The 23040-nt window shown below is 73.5% G+C and carries 21 protein-coding genes and 1 pseudogene; 16 read left to right on the top strand and 6 right to left on the bottom strand.

Features of this window, described 5'->3' with window-relative positions; all coding sequences use genetic code 11:
- Positions 1–5: 5 nt before the first annotated feature.
- The 6 genes from ACY34I_RS20635 to ACY34I_RS20610 all read right to left on the bottom strand — a co-directional run bounded on the left by ACY34I_RS20635 (position 6) and on the right by ACY34I_RS20610 (position 6927).
- Positions 6–1544, bottom strand: coding sequence for a N,N-dimethylformamidase beta subunit family domain-containing protein (locus ACY34I_RS20635; RefSeq protein ID WP_462756626.1), 1539 nt, complete (start codon positions 1542–1544; stop codon positions 6–8).
- Positions 1545–1758: 214 nt separating this feature from the next.
- A complete protein-coding gene (locus ACY34I_RS20630; RefSeq protein ID WP_462756625.1) occupies positions 1759–2289 on the bottom strand; it encodes a DinB family protein in 531 nt (176 codons plus the stop codon).
- A 100-nt stretch (positions 2290–2389) separates the two neighbouring features.
- Entirely contained in the window at positions 2390–2881 is a 492-nt protein-coding gene (locus tag ACY34I_RS20625) for a universal stress protein (protein WP_148794845.1), read from the bottom strand.
- 154 nt (positions 2882–3035) lie between these two features.
- Positions 3036–4655: an MFS transporter gene (locus ACY34I_RS20620; RefSeq protein WP_148794847.1), complete on the bottom strand. Its 1620-nt coding sequence runs from the start codon at positions 4653–4655 to the stop codon at positions 3036–3038.
- A 111-nt stretch (positions 4656–4766) separates the two neighbouring features.
- Positions 4767–5204, bottom strand: coding sequence for a MarR family winged helix-turn-helix transcriptional regulator (locus ACY34I_RS20615; RefSeq protein WP_255471799.1), 438 nt, complete (start codon positions 5202–5204; stop codon positions 4767–4769).
- 13 nt (positions 5205–5217) lie between these two features.
- Entirely contained in the window at positions 5218–6927 is a 1710-nt protein-coding gene (locus ACY34I_RS20610) for an alkaline phosphatase D family protein (RefSeq protein ID WP_462756623.1), read from the bottom strand.
- On the opposite strand from ACY34I_RS20610, the gene ACY34I_RS20605 reads away from it, so the two are divergent.
- From ACY34I_RS20605 to ACY34I_RS20530, 16 genes and pseudogenes are all read left to right on the top strand, one after another.
- Complete coding sequence (locus ACY34I_RS20605) at positions 6905–7060, top strand: hypothetical protein (RefSeq protein WP_462756622.1); 156 nt, start codon at positions 6905–6907, stop codon at positions 7058–7060. The two genes, ACY34I_RS20610 and ACY34I_RS20605, sit on opposite strands and share 23 nt — an antisense overlap.
- A gap of 13 nt (positions 7061–7073) precedes the next feature.
- Positions 7074–8273, top strand: coding sequence for a signal recognition particle-docking protein FtsY (ftsY, locus tag ACY34I_RS20600; protein WP_148794851.1), 1200 nt, complete (start codon positions 7074–7076; stop codon positions 8271–8273).
- A 7-nt stretch (positions 8274–8280) separates the two neighbouring features.
- A complete protein-coding gene (locus ACY34I_RS20595) occupies positions 8281–9144 on the top strand; it encodes a phosphotransferase (RefSeq protein WP_462756620.1) in 864 nt (287 codons plus the stop codon).
- Between the two features lie 231 nt (positions 9145–9375).
- Positions 9376–10737: an ammonium transporter gene (locus ACY34I_RS20590; protein WP_462756619.1), complete on the top strand. Its 1362-nt coding sequence runs from the start codon at positions 9376–9378 to the stop codon at positions 10735–10737.
- Positions 10738–10762: 25 nt separating this feature from the next.
- The gene (locus ACY34I_RS20585) at positions 10763–11101 is read left to right on the top strand and encodes a P-II family nitrogen regulator (RefSeq protein WP_187413387.1); all 339 of its coding nucleotides are present in this window, start codon (positions 10763–10765) and stop codon (positions 11099–11101) included.
- 10 nt (positions 11102–11111) lie between these two features.
- Positions 11112–13487, top strand: coding sequence for a [protein-PII] uridylyltransferase (locus ACY34I_RS20580; protein WP_462756618.1), 2376 nt, complete (start codon positions 11112–11114; stop codon positions 13485–13487).
- A gap of 130 nt (positions 13488–13617) precedes the next feature.
- On the top strand, positions 13618–14520 hold the full coding sequence (locus ACY34I_RS20575) for an ABC transporter ATP-binding protein (RefSeq protein WP_462756617.1): 903 nt from the start codon (positions 13618–13620) through the stop codon (positions 14518–14520).
- Positions 14510–15331, top strand: coding sequence for an ABC transporter permease subunit (locus ACY34I_RS20570; protein ID WP_462756616.1), 822 nt, complete (start codon positions 14510–14512; stop codon positions 15329–15331). The genes ACY34I_RS20575 and ACY34I_RS20570 overlap by 11 nt, the downstream gene beginning before the upstream one ends.
- 20 nt (positions 15332–15351) lie before the next feature.
- Positions 15352–16479 (top strand): sensor histidine kinase, encoded by a 1128-nt coding sequence (locus ACY34I_RS20565; protein WP_462756615.1) that lies wholly within the window; start codon positions 15352–15354, stop codon positions 16477–16479.
- Positions 16476–17132, top strand: a complete 657-nt coding sequence (locus ACY34I_RS20560; RefSeq protein WP_148794865.1) for a response regulator transcription factor — start codon at positions 16476–16478, stop codon at positions 17130–17132. Before ACY34I_RS20565 ends, ACY34I_RS20560 begins: the two co-directional genes overlap by 4 nt.
- A 249-nt stretch (positions 17133–17381) precedes the next feature.
- On the top strand, positions 17382–18938 hold the full coding sequence (gene ffh / locus ACY34I_RS20555; protein ID WP_462756614.1) for a signal recognition particle protein: 1557 nt from the start codon (positions 17382–17384) through the stop codon (positions 18936–18938).
- Between the two features lie 52 nt (positions 18939–18990).
- Positions 18991–20070, top strand: coding sequence for an amidohydrolase family protein (locus ACY34I_RS20550; RefSeq protein ID WP_148794869.1), 1080 nt, complete (start codon positions 18991–18993; stop codon positions 20068–20070).
- A gap of 100 nt (positions 20071–20170) precedes the next feature.
- Positions 20171–21577, top strand: a complete 1407-nt coding sequence (gene proS / locus ACY34I_RS20545; protein ID WP_462756612.1) for a proline--tRNA ligase — start codon at positions 20171–20173, stop codon at positions 21575–21577.
- Positions 21578–21650: 73 nt separating this feature from the next.
- Positions 21651–22298, top strand: a complete 648-nt coding sequence (locus ACY34I_RS20540) for a ribonuclease FAU-1 family protein (protein ID WP_462756611.1) — start codon at positions 21651–21653, stop codon at positions 22296–22298.
- Positions 22299–22538: 240 nt separating this feature from the next.
- Positions 22539–22988 (top strand): 30S ribosomal protein S16, encoded by a 450-nt coding sequence (gene rpsP / locus ACY34I_RS20535; protein WP_148794875.1) that lies wholly within the window; start codon positions 22539–22541, stop codon positions 22986–22988.
- Positions 22963–23040: pseudogene (locus ACY34I_RS20530) on the top strand (RNA-binding protein); the annotation flags it as partial. The gene rpsP and the pseudogene ACY34I_RS20530, both read left to right, overlap by 26 nt.

Raw genomic sequence — 23040 nt, 5'->3', positions numbered from 1 at the left:
CTGAGCTACCGCACCACCCGCTGGAGCAGGTTCAGGGTGGCCCGGGCCAGGCGGGGATCGGCGGCCGCCGAGTCGGCGAGCACCCGGGTCCAGCCCAGCGTGCCGGCGATGAACACCCAGGCTCCGGAGGGTGCCCGGTAGAGGTGGGTGTGCTGCCGGTGCGTCTCGCCCTGCCGGGAGTAGGGGGAGTCGGCGAGCAGGGTCCGCTCCACCGCTCGGGGCTGCGGGACCCCGGGCGTCCGCTGATCGGCCTCGCCCCACACCACCTCGGGGATCAGGTCGCCGTCCCGGAGACCGGTGCCCGCCCAGAACCAGTGGTCGCTGGCCCGGACCACCAGCGGCGCCTGGCCGTCGATCATGCTGACGTACTGGGCGCCGATCAGTTGCTGCTCCGGGTGCCCGGCCGACCGCCACTTGACCTCTGGCGGGATCGAGCCGGACGACGGCACGGAACTCTTGGCGCACCGGACCAACCGGCCGCCGGCGCCGTAGTCGATCCGCCAGTAGCAGTTGTTGGCGGCCAGGAAGACCAGGCTGGTGCCGCCGTTGCGGGCCGCGGTGACCGACCGGCGCATCGGCGCCGACCAGTACTCGTCGTGGCCGGGGAAGACGACGGCCCGGTACCGGGCCGGGTTCACCCGTGCGCTGTGCAGGTCCTCGCTGGTGGCGTACGTGATGTCGAGGTCCTGCCCCTCGACCCACTGGACGAAGCCGACTTCCTGGTTGGCGAGGTGCGGGATCCCGTTGCCGGCGTACGGCCGGTCGTGGCTGACCGCCCGGGCGCGGTGCCCGGTGGTCCAGCGCCCGGCGTCGTCGTAGCCGTAGTAGAGGTTGGCTCCGGTGCGCCCGTCCATGGGCCAGCCGTTGTACGCCTGCCAGGTGCTGGTGGGCAGGACCACCAGCGCGCCCGCCCGCTGCGCCGGGTCGCGCACCACGAAGGGGATCCACTGGTGCTGCCCGGCGGCACCGGCGAGCAGGGCCAGGTAGAGACCGCTCACCAGGTCCGGGGTGACGGTCAGCCGCCAGCCGGTGCGCCACGCGCAGGAGACCGCGCCGGTGTCGGGGTCGACGTCCGGCGCGGCCTGCCGGAACCCGTCGAGCCACGGGCTGACGATCACCGCCCGGGCCCCGCTGCCGGCGTAGTGGCCGACCCGGAAGACGGTGATCTGGTAGCGCTGGGGGCGGGAGACCGAGACCCGGAACTCCAGCTCCTCGCCGGGCGCCACGCTGGTGGCGTGGACGTAGCCGGCGATCTCACCGCCCTTGTCGGTGGCGAACCCGTGCCTGGTCAGGCTGAAGTCGGCGGCGCCGGATCGGGCGTTCTCCGCCACGACGGCCGGGCGGGAGCCGGGGGCCGGGGCGGTCGTCGGGGCGGTCGTCGGGGCGGGGCCGGTCGGGTCTCCCGGATAGTGCGGGTCGGCGGGCGGGCTGGTCCGGGCCGGCCGGCCGCACGCCTCGCCACCCAGCAGCACCGCCGCCCCGACCGCCCCGAGCATGCCCAGAGTGCTTCTCCGGGTGTGCGTCGTCCATTCCCCGTCGACCATCGTCGCGCTCCCGCCTCGGCGGCCCCCGTGTCCGTCGCGGCGTCCGGAGCGGACGGGTCAGCGGCGGGGACGGGCCCGGCCACGACCCGTCCACCCGCTAGACGGGTGGCCGCCGCGGTGGGTTGCCGGTGGCGGCGGACTGTGGACGGTTGGCCAAGATCATGAGAGCTGTTCGTCCGGTGCCGCTGGCCGGTCGGGGGAAGGAGCGCGCGGATCAGTCGCCGGTGACGCCGTCGATCCGCTCCCGGATCAGGTCGGCGTGCCCGTTGTGCCGGGCGTACTCCTCGATCAGGTGGACGTACACCCAGCGGACGTTCATCTCGTCGGCGCTGCCGTCCCGGCGTCGGCGGGTGAACGTCTGATCCAGGGTGAGGGCGGCGGCGGCCTGCCGGGCGGCCTCGACCTCGGCGGCGTAGGCGGCGAAGTCGGCCGCCGCGTCGGCGTCGGCGACGTCGTCCAGGTCCCCGTCCGGGGAGGCGTCGGTGCAGTAGACGCTGTCGAGCGGCTGGCCGGCGGCCCGGATCCGGAACCACCAGCGCTCGACCTCGGTCAGATGCCGGACGAGGCCGAGCAGGGTGAGGCCGGACGGCTCGACGCTCGGGGTCTTCAACTGCTCGGCGGTCAGGCCCGCACACTTCAGCAGCAGGGTGTCGCGGTGGTAGTCGAGCCAGCCTTCGAGCATGGTGCGCTCGTCGCCGACGTAGGGCTCGTTCTTCCGGGTGATCTCCGGTGCTCTCCAGGTCATGCCCGCCATCCTGGCGAGCGCGTCCGGCACCGGCGACCCGATTACGCGGCGTTGCGGAGGAGCCCCTTCACCACGCCACGCGTCAGGAGGGGGCCTTCCGTCAGGGCACCACCACGACGGGCCAGCGGCCGGCCCGCACCAGGCGGGTGGCGACCGAGCCGACCAGGCGGTGCCCGGCCTGCTCGGACGCCCCGACCACCACCAGGTCCGCGCGGGTCTCGTCGGCCGCCGCGCAGAGTTCGGTGTACGCGTCCCCGCGCCGGCAGAGGAAGGTGACCGGCAGGCCCAGTTCCTCGGCGCCGCGCCGGCACTCGGCGCGCAGTTCGGCGGCCAGCTCGTCGTGGGTCTGCTGGACCGCCCCGGCCACCACCCCGGTCATGATCCCGGCGTACGGGACCGGGGAGCTGACGAACACCACCACCAGGCCGGAGCGCTGCCGGCGGGCCAGCCCGGCCGCGTACGCGGCGGCCCGCAGCGAGGTGCGGGTGCCGTCCACGCCGACCAGCACCACCCGGGGGCCGTCCGTGCCGCGTTCGAACGGCAGCGGCCGGGCCTCCGGGCCGTACTTCTCGCGCTCGACGGATGCGCTCATGCCGTCGCCTCCCTACGGTCGGCGAAGCCACGCGGCACCGACGTGCTGAGCTGGCTGATTCGCTCGCTCCGCTCGCTCATGCCGTCGCCTCCCTACCGTCGGCGAAGGCATGCGGCACCGACGCGCTGAGCTGGCTGATTCGCTCGCTCATGGGTCACTCCTGGATGCCGGTCCGGACCACCGGGGCGCCGCCGCCGGCCGCGACGGTCGACTCCCGCTCGATCTCGGCGGAGAGGGGGTCGCCGTTGTGCCGGCGCAGCGGGACTTCCTTGATGAAGACGACCGCGATCAGCGCGATCAGCCCGAACGGGGCGGCGGCCAGGAAGATGTCCCCGGCACCGTGCCCGTAGGCGGCCTCGACGACCGCCCGGATCGGGGCGGGCAGCGTGTGCACGTCGGGCAGGGTGCCGCCGCTGCCCGAGCTGGACGCCTTGATGCCGAGTCCGGCCAGCCCCTCGGCGAGGTAGTCCTTGACCTTGTGGCCGAGCACCGCGCCGAGCGCGCTCACGCCGATCGCGCCGCCGAGGCTGCGGAAGAAGGCGACCACCGAGCTGGCCGCGCCGAGTTCGTGCGTGCCGACCGTGTTCTGCACGGCGAGCACCAGGTTCTGCATGGTCATGCCCAGCCCCAGGCCGATCAGCGCCATGAAGATGGCGATCCGCCAGTACGGGGTGTCGGCCCGCAGCGTGCCCATCAGGGCGAAGCCGACGGTGAGCAGGGCGGAGCCGGCGACCAGGTAGCGCTTCCAGAGGCCGGTGTTGGTGATGATCCGGCCGACCACCGTGGAGGCGACCAGCAGACCGCCGATCATCGGCAGGGTCATCAGGCCGGACATGGTCGGGCTCTCGCCGCGGCTGATCTGGAAGTACTGGCCGAGGAAGACCGAGGCGCCGAACATGCCCACGCCGACCGCGATGCTGGCGACCACGGCGAGGCTGATGGTGCGGCTGCGGAACAGCCGCGGCGGGATCATCGGCTCGCTGGCGCGCTGCTCCACCCGGATCGCGAGCGCGCCGAGCAGCACCGCGCCGGCCACCATGACGGCGCTCTGCCAGGAGATCCAGGCGTACCGGTCGCCGGCGAGGGTGACCCAGATGAGCAGCAGCGAGACCGCTGCCGTGATGAGGGTGGCGCCCCACCAGTCGATCTTCGCCGGGCGCTTCACCACCGGCAGGTGCAGGGTCTTCTGGAGCACGATCAGGGCGAGCGCGGCGAACGGCACGCCGACGTAGAAGCACCAGCGCCAGCCGAGCCAGTCGGTGTCGACGATCACGCCACCGATGAGCGGGCCGCCGATGGTGCCGACCGCCATCACGGCGCCGAGGTAGCCGCTGTAGCGGCCGCGCTCGCGCGGGGCGATCATCGTCGCCATGATCACCTGGGCGAGGGCGGTCAGGCCGCCCGCGCCGACGCCCTGGAGCACCCGGCAGGCGATGAGCTGACCGGTGGACTGGGAGAGCCCGGCCAGCACCGAGCCCAGCACGAAGATGCCGAGGGCGAGCTGGACCAGGAGCTTCTTGCTGGTCAGGTCGGCGAGCTTGCCCCAGATCGGGGTGGTCGCGGTGGTCGCCAGCAGCGTGGAGGTGACCACCCAGGTGTACGCGGACTGGCCGCCGTGCAGCTCGGTGATGATCCGTGGCAGCGCGTTCGAGACGACCGTGGAGGAGAGGATCGCGACGAACATGCCCAGCAGCAGGCCGGAGAGTGCCTCCAGGATCTGCCGGTGGGTCATGTCGCCGGCGGTCGCCCGGGTGGGCGCTGTCGCCTGGGTCATCGTGATTGCCTCCGGAGCAGGTCGGGGGATCGGTGCCTCAGGCAACCGTAGGACCTTGGTTGCCTCAAGCAACAACCGGGTGAGCGCCGAAGGTATTCCGGGGCGCCCAGATCAGAAGGTCTCGTTGAACTTGTGCATCAGTCGGGCAAAGTCCTCGACGTCCTGTTTCGGCCAGCTTTCCATCGTACGCCGGATCTGCCCGAGTCGGGCCGCCCGCGCCGCGTCGAACCGGCGGGTGCCCTCCTCGGTGAGGCTGAGCTGGGCGGCCCGCCGGTCGGTCGGGTCCGGGTCGCGCCGGACCAGGCCCAGCCCCTCCAGGCCGTGGATCTGCCGGCTCAGCGTGCCCTTGCCGATGCCGAGCCGCGCGGCCAGATCCGTGAGCCGGATCGAGCCGCACCGGCGCAGCCAGAGCAGCAGTCCGTACGCGTTCGGCTCCAGGTTGGGGTGGACCTCCCGGGCGATCTCCCAGGACAGCGCTCGGCCGCGGCGCAGCAGCGCGGTCAGCTCGTGCTCCACCGCGCGCAGGGTCTCCGGCAGGTGATCGTCCACGGAGGAAGCGTACTCACGCCGGCTCGCTGAGCGGCTGCCGCGCCACGGTACGCAGGTGGCCGTCGCTGGTGGTGCCCTCGATCACCACCTCGGCCGACCGGCCCCGGTGGGTCAGCGTCGCCACCGCGTTGCCGAAGTACGGCCCGGCCAGCTTCCGCCACCGCACGGCCGAGCGGGGCACCCCGGCCGAGCGGGCCAGCGCGCGGGCGGCCCCGGCCGGCCCGGGATTCCAGCCGAGCCGCATCAGCGGGCGCATCCCCGCCGGCACCTGGTTGTGGATCGGGGAGCAGGTGAGCTGGTGCACCGGGGTGCGGACGCTCCGGTCGGCGAACCTGGCCCGGGCCACGTACGAGTGGTGCACGTCCCCGGAGAGCACGCTGATCGAGGCCGGCGCCGGGTACGCCGGACCGGCGCCCACCCGCGCCCCGGGCCCGGCGGGGGTCCCGCTGCCCAGCCGGGCGAACAGTTCGGCCAGGGCGTCGAAGGAACGCCGGAACGCGCCCCAGTGCTCCAGGTCACAGGCCCGCCGGATCCGCTCGGAGAGCCGCGCCACCCAGGGCCGGGGGGAGTCGGCGAGCTGCTCGTTCCACGTCTCGACGTGGTGGATGCCCGGCGGCAGCAGCCAGGGCAGCGACGCGCCGACGACGAGGTGGTCGTAGACGCCGTGCGCCCGGTCGAGGAACCAGGACCACTCGCCCGGCGGCAGCATCGCCCGGTGACCCGACTCCAGCACCCGGCTGGAGCGGTTGTCCAGCATCACCAGCCGGGTCCGCCCCAGGTCCAGCGCGTAGCTCCACTGGTACTGCACAGCCCGCCAGCGCTCGGTGTCGTGCGCCAGATCGGCCTCCCGGTCGACCCGCTCGCCGAACTCGTGCAGCACCCCGGTGGCGTCCTCCGCGGCGGTGACCTTGGCGTACACCGGGTCGGCGGCGATCTCGTCCGGGGAGAGATTGCCCAGGTGCTGATAGACCCAGTACGAGGCGAGCCCGCTGCGGATCCGCTCCGCCCACCACGGCTGCGCGCGCACGTCCGCCCGCCACGAGGCCGAGGTGTTCCAGTCGTCGATCACCTCGTGGTCGTCGAAGATCATCACGCTGGGCACGGTGGAGAGCAGCCAACGGATCTCCGGGTCGCGCCAGGACTCCAGGTAGAGCTTCGTGTATTCGTCGAAGCTCACCACCTGGATGGCCGGGGCGCCCGTCGGCCGGCGCCGGCGCCGCTTGAGTAGTCGGCGCACCGTCGGCGAGGTGATGTCCGCGTAGACCTGGTCGCCGAGGAGCACCAGCAGGTCGGGCCGGGCGGCGTCCGGGTCGGCCATCAGCCGCCGGGCGTACGCGTCCAGCGCGTCCGGGGGCAGCTTCCGGGCGGTCGCGTGCTGGGTGGTCTCCCGGCACGAGCCGAAGATCAGGGTCACCGGCTGGTCCCGGTCGTCCGCCGCCCGGGTACGGATCACGCTGGGTGGGAAGCCGCTCTCCGGAACCGGCCAGGCGACCTCGTCGTCGACCAGCACCTCATAGGTCGTGGCGCTGTCCGGGGTCAGCCCCGTCACCACCACGATCGCGTAGTGGTGGTCGTACGCCGAGAAGGTCGGGGCGCTGCCCGTGGCGCCGTCGGCCGTGCGGACGGTGACCACCGCGGGGGCGCTGGTCTCCACCCAGACGGTCGCCCGCGTGCCGACGACCCGCCGCAGCAACGGACCGATGAGCAGGCGGGAGCTGGGCACGGGCACCTCCGAGGGGAAACGATTCACCTTCTCCTACCCGGCCGGCGGGTTCGGCACGCCTGGCTGCGGCGAGCGTACCCGCAGCTCCACCGCGTGCGGAGGCGGTGAGTGGGACGCCGCCGCCGGCATCTGACAGGATTTCGGGCATGAAGGAATACCTCCTCGTCATCATCGCCCTGCTCGGCGTGCTGATCATCGGCGGCCTCAGCCTCGTGGTGCCCCGGCTGCGCCGGCGCCCCGAGCCGCCGCTGCCGAGGACGGAGGTCGAAACCCGGGCCGAGGAGGACCTGGCCGGCCCGCCGGTCCAGGCACCCGAGGCGGAGATGTCCACCGGGGTCCTGGTCGAGCCGCCGCCGGTGGTGGAGGTGCCGCCGGTGGTCGAGGTGCCGCTCGAGGTGCCCGAGCCCACCGCCGGCCGGCTGGTCCGGCTGCGCTCCCGGCTGTCCCGCTCGCAGAACGTCTTCGGCCGGGGCCTGCTCGGCCTGCTCAGCCGGGAACGGCTGGACGAGGACGCCTGGGAGGAGATCGAGGACAGCCTGATCACCGCCGACGTCGGCATCGAGGCCACCCGGGAGATCGTCGACCGCCTCCGGGAGCGGACCCGGGTGCTCGGCACGCGGTCCACCGGGGAGCTGCGTGACCTGCTCGCCACCGAGCTGGTCACCGCCCTCGACCCGACGCTGGACCGGTCACTGAACGCCGACCCCAAGGTGGGGATGCCCGGGGTGGTGCTGGTGGTCGGGGTCAACGGCGCCGGCAAGACCACCACCTGCGGCAAGATCGCCCGGGTGCTGATCGCCGACGGGCACACCGTGCTGCTCGGCGCGGCCGACACCTTCCGGGCCGCCGCCGCCGACCAACTGGAGACCTGGGGCAGCCGGGTCGGCGCGGAGACCGTCCGCGGGCCCGAGGCCGCCGACCCGGCCAGCGTCGCCTTCGACGCGGTCAAGCGGGGCATCGACACGCAGGTCGACACCGTGCTGATCGACACCGCCGGCCGCCTGCAGAACAAGGTCGGCCTGATGGACGAGTTGGGCAAGGTCAAGCGGGTGGTGGAGAAGCACGGCCCGATCGACGAGACCCTGCTGGTGCTCGACGCCACCACCGGCCAGAACGGCCTGGAGCAGGCCCGAGTCTTCACCGAGGTGGTGAACGTCACCGGCGTGGTGCTGACCAAGCTCGACGGGACCGCCAAGGGCGGCATCGTGATCGCCGTGCAGCGCAAGCTCGGCATCCCGGTCAAGCTGGTCGGCCTCGGCGAGGGCCCGGACGACCTGGCCCCGTTCGAGCCGGCGCAGTTCGTCGACGCGCTGCTCGGCACCGAGCCGCTCGCCCGGGACGCGTAGCCTCGACGTGACGACTGACGATCGCGCCTACGCGGGGTGGCGCGACCCCAGCCACCCGTCGCCGCGCCTCGGGAGACCGTACGTGACTTCGCAGGAGATCCCGCTACACGGCGGGAACGTGAGCACCGTGGTCCGGGTGGGCGACACGGTCCGGCGCAACGCCGGCCCGTGGACCCCCTCGGTGCACGCCCTGCTGCGGCACCTGGAATACGTCGGCTTCACCGGCGCCCCTCGCGCCCTCGGCATGGACGAGCGGAACCGGGAGGTCCTGTCGTACCTGGAGGGGGAGTGCGGGGAGTATCCGCTGGCCCCGCACTGGGTCACCGACGAGGCCCTGGTGACCGTGGCGACCATGCTGCGGATGTTCCACGACGCCCAGTACGGCTTCAACCCGCCGCCGGGGGCGGTCTGGCGCTCGTTCGGCCCGCCCCCGCCGGACACCGAGGTGATCTGCCACCACGACGCCGCCCCGCACAACGTGATCTGGCGGCCGGACGGCACGCTCGGGCTGATCGACTTCGACCTGGCCTCGCCCGGTGCCCGGATCTACGACGTGGCCTACGCGGCCTGGACCTGGGTGCCGATCTTCTCCGACCGGGACTCCATCACCCTCGGCTGGAAGCACCCCGACCGGCCACGCCGGCTGCGGCTGTTCGCCGACGCGTACGGGCTGATCCCGCGCGATCGGCACCGGCTGATCCGCACCATCCGCAAGCGGATCGTCGACCACGTCGAGGGCATCCGGCGGATGGCCGCCGCCGGCGACCCGGCGTTCGTCCGGATCGTGCACAAGGGCCACCTCCGCCGCCCGATGCGCGACCTGCGGCTGCTCGACTACGAGCGGCACGCCCTGGAGTACGCCCTGCGCTGACCTCGCTCTCCGCGCAAAGAGTGGCCGGTTCCTCCCCGGAACGGCCGCTCTTTCCGTTTCCTCCGCCATGATCGACGTTCTTCACACGCCGGAAACAACCCGTCACGCGTCCGAAATCGAGCGGTGTCGGTGCAGGAAACAGCCGCCGAGCAAGCTTCCGCGCAACCGGCTGACGGGCGACGCTGCCAGGACTCAGTCGGAGGGAGGACATCCACACCGAGAGGAGGCAGCGTGGAGATCGACACCGGCAACACCGCCTGGTTGCTCCTGTCGTCTGCGCTCGTGCTGCTAATGACGCCGGGTCTCGCCCTGTTCTACGGCGGGCTGAACCGGTCCAAGGGCGTACTCAACATGATGATGATGAGCTTCTCATCCATCGGGCTCATCAGCATCCTGTGGCTTTTCTACGGCTTCACCGTCGCCTTCGGCGAGGGCGGCAAGTTCATCGGCGACCTGGGGCAGTATCTGGGCACCAAGACGTTCGTCGGCGAGAGCGACCTGTGGGGCGAGACCGGCATCCCGCTCTACGTCTTCATCGCCTTCCAGATGATGTTCGCCATCATCACCGTCGCCCTGATCAGCGGGGCGCTCTCCGACCGGACCAAGTTCGCCGGCTGGCTGGTGTTCGCCTTCGGCTGGGCCACCCTGGTCTATTTCCCGGTCGCGCACATGGTGTGGGGCGGTGGCCTGATCGGCGGCGACATCGGTGCCCTGGACTTCGCCGGCGGTACGGCGGTGCACATCAACGCCGGTGCCGCGGCGCTCGCGCTGGTGCTGGTCCTCGGCAAGCGGGTCGGCTGGCCCCGGGAGAGCGCCAAGCCGCACAACGTCCCGCTGGTCGCGCTCGGCGCCGGGCTGCTCTGGTTCGGCTGGTTCGGCTTCAACGCCGGCTCCGAGCTGACCGCCGACGGGGTCACCGCGCTGGCCTTCATCAACACCCAGGTGGCCACCGCCGCCGCGCTGCTCGGCTGGCTCGTCGTGGAGTGGGTACGCGACGGCAAGCCGACCCTGGTCGGCGCCTCCTCCGGCGCGGTGGCCGGGCTGGTCGCGATCACCCCGGCGTGCGCGTTCATCACCCCGGCCGCCTCGGTGCTGCTGGGTCTTGTCGCCGGCGCGGTCTGCGCCCTCGCGGTGGGCCTGAAGTACCGGCTCGGCTACGACGACTCCCTCGACGTGGTCGGCGTGCACTTCGTCGGCGGGTGGATCGGCTGCCTGTGGATCGGCCTGTTCGGCACGGCCTCGGTGAGCTCCCTGGTGGCCAGCGACGGCCTGCTGGTCGGGGGCAACGCCACCCTGCTCGGCAAGCAGGCGCTGGGCGCGTTGATCGTCACGGTCTACTCCTTCGTGGTCGCCTACGCCCTCGGCTTCGTGATCGACAAGACGATCGGGTTCCGGGTCTCCGCCGAGGCGGAGGTCGAGGGCATCGACGTCGCCGAGCACGCGGAGAGCGCGTACGACCTGTCGCCCACCACCGGCGGCAGCGCCGGCGGCGCGTTCGCGATGGCCGGGATCGGCACCGCCAAGCCGGCCCCGGAGCCCGCCGAGGAGGCGGCCGAGCCCGCCGCGCCGGTCAGCGAGAAGGTCGCCGGTTAACGTTCCTGTGATGGAGGGGATGGACATGAAGCTGGTGACCGCGGTCATCAAGCCGTACCAGCTGGACGCGGTGAAGGAGGCCCTGCACGCCCTCGGCGTGGCCGGCCTGACCGTCAGCGAGGTCCAGGGCTACGGCCGGCAGAAGGGGCACACCGAGGTCTACCGGGGTGCCGAGTACACGGTCGAGTTCCTGCCCAAGATCCGGGTCGAGGTGCTCACCGACGAGATGGAGGTCGACAAGATCGTCGACGCCATCGTGGGCGCCGCCCGCACCGGCAAGATCGGCGACGGCAAGGTCTGGGTGACCGCCGTCGAGGAGGTCGTCCGGGTCCGCACCGGCGAGCGCGGCCTGGACGCCCTTTGAGGACGCCCCGATGACCTCGTTGATCAAGGAGAACGCGTCCGGACACCCCGGGAACGGCGACGCGAACCCCTTGGTCAACGAGGTCGTCGGCGTACCCGGGGGGATCGGGGCGGAGGCGCGGGAGGCGCGGGCCGAGGCGATCGACGCCTGGTTGCGGTCGGTGTTCCCGCGTCGGGCGGGGCTGGCGCTGGTCGCGGTCGGTGGGCTGGGGCGGCGGCAGTGCGCACCGTACGGCGACGTCGACCTGGTGCTGCTGCACGCCGGGGTGCCCGGCATCGACGAACTGGCCGCCTCGCTCTGGTATCCGATCTGGGACGCCGGGCTGCGGCTCGACCACTCCGTCCGCACCGTCGCCGAGGCGCTCTCCGTCGCCCAGGACGACGTCAAGGTCGCCCTCGGCCTGCTCGACGCCCGCCACGTGGCCGGCGACCCGGACCTCGCCGACCAGCTCGTGTCCACCGCCACCGACCACTGGCGGCGTACCGCCGTCCGGCAGCTCCCGCGCCTGCGGGAGATCACCGCCGCCCGCTGGGAGACCCACGGCGAGCTGGCCTTCCTGCTGGAGGGCGACCTCAAGGAGGCCGCCGGCGGGCTGCGGGACGTGGGCATCCTGCGGGCCATCGCCACCGCCGGGGTGACCGACGCGCTGCGCCCCGCCGTGCACGCCGCCCACCGGCGGCTCCTCGACACCCGGGACGCGCTGCACCAGCAGGTCGGCCGCCGGGTCGACCGGCTCGTCGCCCAGGAACGCGACGGCGTCGCCGCGCTGCTCGGGCTGCGGCAACTCTCGCCCGACGGGTCCGGCGCGCCGGGCGGGGATGCGGTGGCCGACGGCGACGCGTTGCTGCGCCGGGTCGCCGGGGACGCCCGTACCGTCAGCCACGCCCTCGACGACGCCTGGCGGGCCGCCGACCGGCTCCGCTCCGGCCGCCACCGTGGTGCCGACGGCCGCCCGGTGCGCCGCCCCGTCGCCCGCGACGTCGTCGAACACGACGGCGAGCTGGTCCTCGCCCGCACCGCCATCGGCGCCCGGCCCGACCCCAGCCTGTCCCTGCGGGTCGCCGCGGCGGCGGCCATCACCCGGCTGCCGATCGCCCGGGCCACCTGCGAGTGGCTGGCCGCGTACTGCCCACCGCTGCCCGCGCCCTGGCCGCCGGCCGCCCTGGCCGCGCTGATCACCCTCCTCGGGGCCGGCCCCGGCCTGGTGCCCGCCTGGGAGACCTGCGACCGGTACGGGCTGGTCGACCGCTGGCTGCCCGAGTGGACCCGACTGCGCAGCCTGCCCCAGCACAACCCGGTGCACCGGTTCACCCTCGACCGGCACCTGGTGCAGACCGCGTACGAGGCGAGCCGGCACACCCGCGAGGTGGACCGCCCCGACCTGCTGCTGCTCGGCGCGCTCCTGCACGACATCGGCAAGGGGTTGGGAGGCGAAGGTGCCGCCGGGCGGGCCGGCAGGCACGAGCCCGCCGGCACCTTCGTAGACCACAGCCTGGTCGGGGCGCCGATCGCCGAGGCGGTGGCCACCCGGATCGGGCTGCCCGAGGCCGAGGCCGGACTGATCGGCAACCTGGTCCGGCTGCACCTGCTGCTGCCCGACGTGGCGACGCGGCGCGACCTGTCCGACCCGAAGACCGTCGCCGGGGTCGCCGCGCAGGTCGGCGACACCACCACCCTGGAACTGCTGCACGCCCTGGTCCGGGCCGACGCCGCCGCCACCGGGCCGGCCGCCTGGTCGGACTGGAAGGGGCGGCTCGTCGCCGAGCTGGTCGCCCGGGTGCGTACCGCGCTGGACACCGGCGTGCTGCCGGCCCCGCCCGCCCCGGACCCGGCGCTGGTCGCGGGGCCGCTGCCGGTCGTACACGTGGGGGAGGACCGGGTGTCGGTGGCCGCGGCGGACCGGCGCGGCCTGCTCGCCACGGTGGCCGGCTGCCTGGCCCTGCACCGGCTGGAGGTGATCTCCGCGGACGCCTCGACGGTCGACGGGCGGGCCCTGGTCGAGTGCCGGGTGCAGCCCCGCTACGGCCTGGCGCCCGATCCGGTCGCGCTCACCGCCGACCTGCGCCGCGCGGTCGCCGGCGACGTCTCGGTCACCCAGCGGCTGCGCGGCCGGGCCCTCGCCGCCCGCGGGCAGGGCGCCGCGCCGCGGGTGGTCTGGCACCGCGCGGCGGCCACCGACGCGGTGCTGCTGGAGCTGCGCGCCGCCGACGCGGCGGGGCTGCTCTACCGGGTCACGTGCGCCCTCGACGAGGCCGGCGCCCAGGTACGGGCGGCCCGGATCTCCACCCTCGGCGCCGACGTGGTGGACGTGTTCTACCTGGTCGGCGGCTGGCCCTCGGAGTCGGACCGGGCCCGCGTCGAGGCCGCCGTCCTCGCCGCCGTGTAAGGCGGGCCCCGGTTGACGCGTCACGTCGTCACGGGGCCCCTTCCCGACACCCGGATACGTCCTGGAGCGTAGGCAGGGTGCCGCTCGCGGGGCGACGCTGCGCGACCCGGTGAGCGGCACGCTCGGGGGCATGAACCTGCCAGTGCATACCGAAGGGCTCACCAAACGGTACGGGCCACTGATCGCCGTCGACGACCTCCCGCTGACCGTCCACCCCGGCGAGGTGTACGGCTTCCTCGGCCCCAACGGCGCCGGCAAGACCACCACCCTGCGCATGCTGCTGGGACTGGTCCGCCCCACCGCCGGCACGGTACGGCTGCTCGGCCGGCCGCCCGGCGCCGGCCGGCTCACCGGGGTCGGGGCGCTGATCGAGGGGCCCGACTTCTACCCGTACCTCTCCGGGCGGGACAACCTCGCGGTGCTCGCCCGCTACGCCGGGGTCGGCGCCGACCGGGTGGCGCTCGTGCTGGACCTGGTCGACCTCACCGACCGGGCCGGCGACCGGTACGCCGGCTACTCGTTGGGCATGAAGCAGCGACTCGGCGTCGCGGCCGCGCTGCTCAAGGATCCGCGCCTGCTGATCCTGGACGAGCCGACCAACGGCCTCGACCCGGCCGGCATGGCGGACATGCGCATGTTGATCCGCCGGCTCGGCGCCGGCGGCTGCACCGTCCTGGTCTCCAGCCACCTGCTCGGCGAGGTCGAGCAGGTCTGCGACCGGGTCGGGGTGATCTCCCGAGGGCGGCTGATCGCCGAGGGGAGCGTCGCCGAGCTGCGCGGCACGGCCGGGCTGCGGGTGCTCGCCGACCCGCTCGACGAGGCGGCGGCGCGGGTCCGGACGCTGGTCGGCGCGGAGCGGGTGCGGGTGGTCGACGGCGGGCTGGAGCTGGCCCTCGAGCCGGAGCGGGCCGCCTGGCTCAACGCCGAGCTGGTCGGCGCCGGGCTCGCCGTGCGCGAGCTGCGCCCCCGCGAACGGGACCTGGAGCAGGTGTTCTTCGACCTCATCGAGAAGGGAACGGCCGATGTCGCGTAGTTTCCGCGCCGAGCTGGTCAAGCTGGTCCGCCGCCCGGCGACCTGGCTGCTGCTGGCCATCACCCTGGTCCTCGCGGTGACCTTCACCTACGTCTTCCCGTACGCCAGCATCGCCGGTGGGACGAGCGGGCCGAACACCGACCGGACCCTGCCGATGCTGCTGCCCGACCGGCTGGTCGGGAACTCGCTCGGCGGCCTGCCGGTCTTCCTCGGCTCGATCGTGCTGATCCTCGGGGTGCTCACCGTCGGCGGCGAGTACGGCTGGGGCACCTGGAAGACGGTGCTCTCCCAGGGCCCGTCCCGGCTGGAGGTGTACGCGGGCAAGCTGCTCGCCCTCGCCGCCGCCGCGCTGGCCGTGGTGCTCGCCGTCTTCGCGGTCGGGGCGGTGTCCAGCCTGCTGATCGCGCTCGCCGAGGGGCAGTCGGTGCACTGGCCCTCGGCCGGCGACCTGCTCACCGGGCTCGGTGCGGGGTGGCTCATCGCGACGATGTGGGCCATGCTCGGTGCCGTGCTCGCCGTCGCCCTGCGGTCGGTGGCGCTCCCGGTCGGGCTGGGGCTGGTGTGGATGCTGGCGGTGCAGAACCTGCTCGCCGCGATCGCCGCGCCGCTGCTGGACTGGGTGGCCCAGGCGCAGAAGGGGCTGCCGGGCCCGAACGCCGGGTCGCTGGCCGCGGCGCTGGGCGCGCCCGGCGACACCCCCGGTGTCGCGGCGGCGGTCGGGGGCGGGCAGGCGGCGCTCGTGGTCGCGGCCTATCTGGTCGCCTTCGCGGTGGTCGGCGGGGTGCTGCTGCGCCGGCGGGACATCGGTTGAGGCTGGCGGGGAGGGACGACGTGGACCGGAACCGGAGCGGCTGGGGCGACGGGCTCTTCGACGCCCTGGTCGCCCTGGCCCTGGTCGCCTTCGGGCTGCTCGGCACCGGGCCGGCCGGCCTCAACCAGGGGGTGGGCACCGGCCGGGCGACGTATCCGCTGGTCGTGGTGGCCGCGCTCGCCCTGGCCGGGCGCCGGCGATGGCCGCTGGCCACCCTGGCGGTGGTCACCGTGGCCACCACGGCGTACCTGGTGCTCGGCTACCCGTACGGGCCGATCCTGATCTCGTTCTTCGTCGCGGTCTACACGGTGGCCGCGTACCGGCCGCTGCGGCCCGCGGCGGTGGCCTGCGGCCTCGCCCTGGCCGTGCTGCTGGTCCACGTCTTCGTGGGCGCCCGGTCGCTCGGCCTGCTCGGCCTGATGCCCGCCGCCGCCTGGGTGGTGGTGCCGTTCGCGGTCGGGACCACGGTGCGGCTGGGCCGGGAGAGCGCGGCTCGCAACCGGGTGGACGAGGCCCGCCGGCTGGCCGACGCCGAGCGGCTGCGGGTGGCCCGGGAGGTGCACGACGTGGTCGGGCACGGCCTCGCCGCCATCCACATGCAGGCGGAGATCGCGCTGCACCTGCTCGGCAAGCGGCCGGAGCAGGCCGAGGCGGCGCTGACCGCGATCAGCCGCACCAGCAAGGAGGCGCTGGACGAGCTGCGGGTCACCCTCACCGTCGTCCGGCGGGACGAGGCGGCCGACGAGCGGGCGCCGACCCCCGGCCTGGCCCAGCTCCCGCAGCTGCGCGAGCGGCTCGCCGGGGCGGGGGTGCCGGTGACCGTCGAGGTCGACGGGGAGCCCCGCGCGTTGCCGGTCGCGGTGGACCTGGCCGCGTACCGGGTGGTGCAGGAGGCGCTGACGAACGTGCTGCGCCACGCCGGCCCGGCCACCGCCACGGTCCGGCTCCGGTACGCGCCCACCGAGGTCACCGTCGAGGTCACCGACACCGGTCGGGGCGCCGCCGCGCCGCCGCGCGGGACCGCCGGCTACGGCCTGGCGGGCATGCGGGAGCGGGTCACCGCGCTGGGCGGGTCGTTCACCGCCGGCCCCGTCTCCGCCGGCGGCTTCCGGGTGTACGCGACACTGCCGCTGGAGGAGGCTGAATGATCAGAGTGCTGCTCGCGGACGACCAGGACCTGGTCCGGATCGGGCTGCGTGCCCTGGTGGAGAGCGAGGACGACCTCGCGGTGGTGGGGGAGGCGGCCGACGGGCTCGCCGCCGTCGAGCTGGCCCGCCGGGAACGCCCCGACGTGGTGCTGATGGACGTCCGGATGCCCGGCGTCGACGGCATCGAGGCGACCCGGCGGATCGTCGCCGACCCCGGGCTGGCCGGCACCCGCGTCGTCGTCCTGACCACCTTCGAGCTGGACGAGTACGTCTTCGACGCGCTCCGGCACGGGGCCAGCGGCTTCCTGACCAAGGACACCCGCCCGGCCGAGCTGCTCCGGGCGATCCGGCTGGTCGCCGAGGGGGAGGCGCTGCTGTCCCCGTCGGTGACCCGGCGGGTGGTCCGGGAGTTCGCCACCCGGCCGGCCCGGGTGCCCCGCCCGCACCCGCGACTGGACACCCTCACCGACCGGGAACGGGAGGTGGTGGGGCTGGTCGGCGAGGGGCTGAGCAACGCCGAGATCGCCGAGCGGCTGGTGGTGAGCCCGGCCACCGCGCGTACCCACGTGAGCCGGGCCATGGTCAAGCTGGGCGCCCGGGACCGGGCCCAGCTGGTGGTCTTCGCGTACCAGTCGGGGCTGGTCGTGTCGTGATCGCCAGCGGATGGCCGGTTTATGCCGCTGTACGTGATTCGTATACATCATCAGTTCCAGTGCCCTGATGGGCGGTTTACCCGGGGCGGCGGGCCACCGGCCGGATCCAGAGACCGGGTGGCGGGGCCACAGCCTCCCCTCGGGTCGGCCGGCGGGAAGCACTGGCGAGGTGGGACCGTTACCCTTGCGGGTAGCCGGCCGTCTGCGTGCCGGCTGATTGTGCCCGCCGACGACAAACGGGATGTTCGTGTGTTTGACACCTTGAGTGACCGCCTGTCCGGGATCTTCACGAAGCTCCGCGGCAAGGGTCGGCTCACCGACGCCGACATCGACGCCACCGCGCGCGAGATCCGCATGGCGCTGCTGGAGGCCGACGTCGCCCTGCCGGTGGTCAAGGGCTTCATCGCGAACGTCAAGGAGCGCGCCCGCAGCGCCGAGGTCTCCCAGGCGCTGAACCCGGCGCAGCAGATCATCAAGATCGTCAACGAGGAGCTGATCGCCGTCCTCGGCGGCGAGGGGCGGCGGCTCCAGTTCGCCAAGCAGCCGCCGACCGTGATCATGCTGGCCGGCCTCCAGGGTTCCGGTAAGACCACCCTCGCCGGCAAGCTGGCCCGCTGGCTCAAGGCCCAGGGCCACCAGCCGCTGCTGGTCGCCGCCGACCTCCAGCGACCCAACGCCGTCGGGCAGCTCCAGGTGCTCGGTGGCCGGGCCGGCGTCGAGGTGTACGCCCCGGAGCCCGGCAACGGCGTCGGCGACCCGGTGCAGGTGGCGCGCGCGTCGATCGAGCACGCCCGGCGGGCGGCGCGGGACATCGTCATCGTCGACACCGCCGGCCGGCTCGGTATCGACGCCGAGATGATGCAGCAGGCCGCGGACATCCGTGACGCCGTCCAGCCGGACGAGGTCATCTTCGTCATCGACGCGATGGTCGGCCAGGACGCGGTCCGCACCGCCGAGGCGTTCCGCGACGGCGTCGGCATCAGCGGCGTGGTCCTCTCCAAGCTCGACGGCGACGCCCGCGGTGGCGCCGCGCTCTCCGTCCGCGAGGTCACCGGGCAGCCGATCCTGTTCGCCTCCACCGGCGAGAAGCTGGAGGACTTCGACGTCTTCCACCCCGACCGGATGGCCAGCCGGATCCTCGGCATGGGCGACGTCCTCACGCTGATCGAGCAGGCCGAGGCGGCCTTTGACGCCGATCAGAAGGAGAAGATGACCGCCAAGCTGATGGGCGGGGAGACCTTCACCCTGGAGGACTTCCTCGATCAGCTCATCGCGGTCCGGCGGATGGGTCCGATCGCCAACGTGCTGGCCATGATGCCCGGCATGGGGCAGATGAAGGACCAGCTCGCCGAGCTGGACGACAAGCACTTCGACCGGGTCACCGCGATCATCCGGTCGATGACCCCGGCCGAGCGGACCAACCCGAAGATCATCAACGGTTCCCGGCGGGCCCGCATCGCCAACGGCTCGGGCGTGGCCGTGATGGACGTCAACCAGCTGCTCAACCGCTTCGCCGACGCGCAGAAGATGATGAAGCAGATGGGCGGCATGATGGGCCTGCCCGGTGCCGGCCGGCGCAAGGCGACCAAGTCGCCGAAGAACAAGCGCAAGGGCGGCAAGGGCGGCGGCCGGCCGCGTACCGGGGCGGGGCTGCCGGGCGGCGGCTTCCCGGGCGGCATGCCGCAGCTCCCGCCGGGCCTGGACCCGGGCGACCTGGCGGGCGCCCAGGGCCTGCCGCCGGGCTTCAAGCTCCCGAAGATCGACTTCAACAAGCTCGGCAAGGGGGGCGACAAGCACCCTCGCTGACCGGGCCGGGCCGCTCGCCACCGACGAGGAGTGATCGGGTAGGACTGTGCACATGGCTCTGCATGTGCGCGGTGTGCTCCTGCCCGACGACGAGGTCCGGGACATCTGGCTGGTCGGCGACCGGGTCACCTTCGAGCCGGTGCCCGGCGCGGAGACCGTCGCCGACGGCGGCTTCGTGCTGCCCGGCCTGACCGACGCCCACTGCCACATCGGCATCGCCCGGGGCGGCGCCCCGATCACCTCCCTCGACCAGGCCCGGGAGCTGGCCCGCACCGACCGGGACGCCGGGGTGCTGGCGATCCGGGACGCCGGCTCGCCCTACCCGTACCCGGAGCTCGACGACGACCCGGAGCTGCCGCGACTGGCCCGCGCCGGCCGGCACGTCGCACCGCCGAAGCGCTACCTGCGGGACATCGGGGTGGAGGTCGGCGCGGCCGAGGTGGCCGCGACGGTGGCGGCGCAGGCCGCCGCCGGCAACGGCTGGGTCAAGCTGGTCGGCGACTGGATCGACCGCGGGGTGGGCGACCTCGCCCCGGCCTGGGACGCCGACACCATGACGGCGGCCGTCGCCGCCGCGCACGCCGCCGGGGTACGCGCCGCGGTGCACACCTTCTCCGAGTCGGCCGTGGAGATCATGGTGCGGGCCGGGGTGGACTCGGTGGAGCACGGCACCGGACTCAGCCTGGACCTGATCGACCTGATGGCCCGCCAGGGCACCGCGCTGGTCCCCACAATGATCAACATTCAGACCTTCGGTCACATCGCCGACCAGGCCCGCGCCAAGTTCCCCGGGTACGCCGACCACATGCTCGCCCTGCGCGACCGCTTTCCCGAGGTGGTCCGGGCCGCGCACGAGGCGGGCGTGCCGATCTATGTCGGCACCGACGCGGGCGGCGGCATCGACCACGGGCTGGCCGCCGAGGAGATGCTGCTGCTGCACGAGCGGGCCGGCATGTCCACCGAGGACGTCCTCGCCGCCGCCTCCTGGCGCGCCCGGGAGTGGCTCGGCTTCCCCGGCCTGGTCGAGGGGGGCCTCGCCGACCTGGTCGTCTATCCCGAGGACCCGCGGCGCGACCTGCGCGTGGTCCGCACCCCGTCCCGCATCGTCCTGCGCGGTCGCGTCCTCCGCTGACCCGCCTCCGGTCGAAGTCCCCGGGGTGGCCCGGCGCGACACGGCCCGTGCCGGCTCCCGGGCGCACCGACGGCGTGGGCGGAGCATAGGATGTGCCCTCATGGCACGCGTGCTCACTCCCCGTGCGGAGGACTTCCCCCGCTGGTACCAGGACCTGATCGCCAAGGCGAAGCTGGCCGACAACGGCCCGGTGCGGGGCACCATGGTCATCCGACCGGCGGGCTACGCCATCTGGGAGCGGATGCAGGCGGAGATGGACGCCCGGATCAAGGCGGCCGGCGCGGAGAACGCGTACTTCCCGCTCTTCATCCCCGAGAGTTACCTCAAGCGTGAGGCCGAGCACGTCGAGGGCTTCTCGCCGGAGCTGGCCGTGGTCACCCACGGTGGGGGCAAGCAGCTCGCCGAGCCGGTGGTGGTCCGCCCCACCAGCGAGACGGTGATCGGCGAGTTCATGGCCAAGTGGATCGACTCGTACCGGGACCTGCCGCTGCTGCTCAACCAGTGGGCGAACGTGGTCCGCTGGGAGCTGCGCCCCCGGATCTTCCTGCGCACCAGCGAGTTCCTGTGGCAGGAGGGGCACACCGCGCACGCGACCCGCGAGGACGCCCGCGCCTACGCCCGGCGGATCCTGCACGAGGCGTACGAGGACCTGATGGTCAACGTGCTCGGCATCCCGGTGGTGGTCGGCCTGAAGACCGCCCGCGAGCGCTTCGCCGGCGCGACCGCCACCTACACCTGCGAAGGCATGATGGGCGACGGCAAGGCGCTGCAGATGGGCACCAGCCACGAGCTGGGCCAGAACTTCGCCAAGGCGTTCGACATCAGCTTCTCCTCGGCCGAGGGCGGCCGGGAGCACGCCTGGACCACCTCCTGGGGCACCTCGACCCGGATGCTCGGCGGTCTGATCATGTGCCACGGCGACGACAACGGCCTGCGGGTGCCGCCGAAGCTGGCGCCGGTCCAGGCGTACGTGATGATCGTCAAGGACGGCGAGGGCGTCGGCGAGGCGGCGGCCAAGCTCCGCGACGCGCTGCGCGACGCCGGCGTCCGGGTCGCGCTGGACGACCGCACCGACACGGCCTTCGGCCGCCGGGCCGTCGACGCCGAGCTGCGTGGCTACCCGGTCCGCGTCGAGGTCGGCCCCCGTGACCTGGCCGCCGGCAACGCGGTGGTGGTCCGGCGTACGGACGGCTCGAAGGCCGCCACGCCGGTCGCCGACGTGGTCGGCGCGGTCCTTGCCGCGCTGGAGGCGGACCAGCGGGCGCTGCACGACCAGGCGCTGGCCAACCGCGAGTCCCGCACGCAGGACGTCGCCACCCTGGCCGAGGCGCTCGAGGCGGCGGCCACCGGCTGGGCCCGGGTGCCGTGGTCGGCGGTCGGCGTCCAGGGCGAGGCCGAGGCGAACGCGCAGGGCGTCACCGTCCGGTGCCTGCTGCGGGCCGACGGCTCGGTGCCGGACTCCGAGGACGAGCCGGACCTGGTCGCCATCCTCGCCCGCGCCTACTGAGGGGTAAGGAAGGACCCCTGCGCAACGCCTGCGGTGGCGGAGGGGCCTCCTGCGGACAGCCTGGGGTGGTGGCATGCGCTTCGAGTCGGGCCGGTTGATCATGCACCGGAACGTGCGGCACGGCCGGATCGGTTGGGTCCGGCCGGCGCGAGTGGTCCTCGACGACGAGCGGGGGCTGTTGCTCTGGGTCGCCCGGGACACGCCGGTCGCGCACGAGGTCACCGAGGCGGGGCTGGGTATGCGGGCGGTGCCGTTCGCAGAGTGGATCACCTCGTCCTACCGGCTGGCGCAGGGGCGGTGGAACGGGCCACCGGTGCTGAAGTTCCTGCCCACCGGCGCGGCCCACTCCGTCTGGTGGTTCCGCGACGCCGGGGGCAGGTTCAGCAACTGGTACGTCAACCTGGAGGAGCCCGGCGTCCGCTGGGACGACGGCGCGGTGGCCGGGGTCGACATGACGGACCAGGACCTCGACGTGGTGGTGCACCCGGATCTCAGCTGGGAGTGGAAGGACGAGGAGGAGTTCGTCGAGCGCCTCGCCTTCCCCGAGCACTACTGGGTGCCCGACGAGAAGGCGGTCCGGGCTGAGGGGGAGCGCGTGATCGCCCTCGCCGAGGCGGGCGAGTTCCCGTTCGACGGCACCTGGTGCGACTTCACCCCGCCAGAAGAATGGGACGTACCGGACGGGCTGCCGCCCGGCTGGGACCGGCCGCCGGTGCGCTGAGGGGTGTCCTACGTCACCCGGCCGTTGACTTCCGGGTTCCCGTGCGGGTCCGGGGTGAGAGATCCGGGCCGGATCTGGCAGAATGGGTCGCTGGTATCCGGCGCGCGTCCGGCGCCCTCTAACCCGGGCACGTCGCCAGTCCACCGAGCAGTCTCCGGCCCAACCCCACTGTGCCGGTCGGCGCTCACCCGCACACCGCCCGTACCGGGCCGGTGAGATCGCAACAGGAGCGAAACAACTGTGGCCGTAAAGATCCGGCTCCTGCGGATGGGTAAGATCCGCAACCCGCAGTACCGCATCGTCGTCGCCGACTCGCGCACCAAGCGTGACGGTCGCGCGATCGAGTTCGTCGGTGTGTACCAGCCGAAGGAGGACCCTTCGGTGATCGAGGTCAAGTCGGAGCGGGTCCAGTACTGGCTGTCCGTCGGCGCGCAGCCGAGCGAGGCGGTGCAGCGCCTGCTGGAGCTGACCGGCGACTGGCAGAAGTTCAAGGGCCTGCCGGCCCCGGCGCCGCTGAAGGTCGCCCCGGAGCGGGCCGACCGCAAGGCGGCGTACGAGGCCGAGGCGAAGGCCGCCGCCGGCCTGGCCGAGACCCCGGCGCCGGCCAAGAAGGCCGCCAAGGCGCAGGCTCCGGCCGAGGCGCCGCAGGCCGAGGAGCAGACCGGTGCCGAGTCCGGCGAGCAGGCCTGACATGGCGCTGCGTCCCGCCCTGGAGCACCTGGTCAAGGGGATCGTCGACCAC

The sequence above is a fragment of the Micromonospora sp. RTBAU3-60 genome (assembly GCF_054963695.1).
This window is presented reverse-complemented; position numbering and strand designations above follow the sequence as displayed.

Bases quoted from the DNA above. Each gene is read 5' to 3' on its own strand.
- ACY34I_RS20635 (WP_462756626.1), bottom strand. From the start codon at position 1,544: ATGGTCGACGGGGAATGGACGACGCACACCCGGAGAAGCACTCTGGGC.
- ACY34I_RS20630 (WP_462756625.1), bottom strand. From the start codon at position 2,289: ATGACCTGGAGAGCACCGGAGATCACCCGGAAGAACGAGCCCTACGTC.
- ACY34I_RS20625 (WP_148794845.1), bottom strand. From the start codon at position 2,881: ATGAGCGCATCCGTCGAGCGCGAGAAGTACGGCCCGGAGGCCCGGCCG.
- ACY34I_RS20620 (WP_148794847.1), bottom strand. From the start codon at position 4,655: ATGACCCAGGCGACAGCGCCCACCCGGGCGACCGCCGGCGACATGACC.
- ACY34I_RS20605 (WP_462756622.1), top strand. From the start codon at position 6,905: ATGAGCAGGCGGGAGCTGGGCACGGGCACCTCCGAGGGGAAACGATTC.
- ftsY (WP_148794851.1), top strand. From the start codon at position 7,074: ATGAAGGAATACCTCCTCGTCATCATCGCCCTGCTCGGCGTGCTGATC.
- ACY34I_RS20585 (WP_187413387.1), top strand. From the start codon at position 10,763: ATGAAGCTGGTGACCGCGGTCATCAAGCCGTACCAGCTGGACGCGGTG.
- ACY34I_RS20580 (WP_462756618.1), top strand. From the start codon at position 11,112: ATGACCTCGTTGATCAAGGAGAACGCGTCCGGACACCCCGGGAACGGC.
- ACY34I_RS20575 (WP_462756617.1), top strand. From the start codon at position 13,618: ATGAACCTGCCAGTGCATACCGAAGGGCTCACCAAACGGTACGGGCCA.
- ACY34I_RS20570 (WP_462756616.1), top strand. From the start codon at position 14,510: ATGTCGCGTAGTTTCCGCGCCGAGCTGGTCAAGCTGGTCCGCCGCCCG.
- ACY34I_RS20560 (WP_148794865.1), top strand. From the start codon at position 16,476: ATGATCAGAGTGCTGCTCGCGGACGACCAGGACCTGGTCCGGATCGGG.
- ACY34I_RS20550 (WP_148794869.1), top strand. From the start codon at position 18,991: ATGGCTCTGCATGTGCGCGGTGTGCTCCTGCCCGACGACGAGGTCCGG.
- proS (WP_462756612.1), top strand. From the start codon at position 20,171: ATGGCACGCGTGCTCACTCCCCGTGCGGAGGACTTCCCCCGCTGGTAC.
- ACY34I_RS20540 (WP_462756611.1), top strand. From the start codon at position 21,651: ATGCGCTTCGAGTCGGGCCGGTTGATCATGCACCGGAACGTGCGGCAC.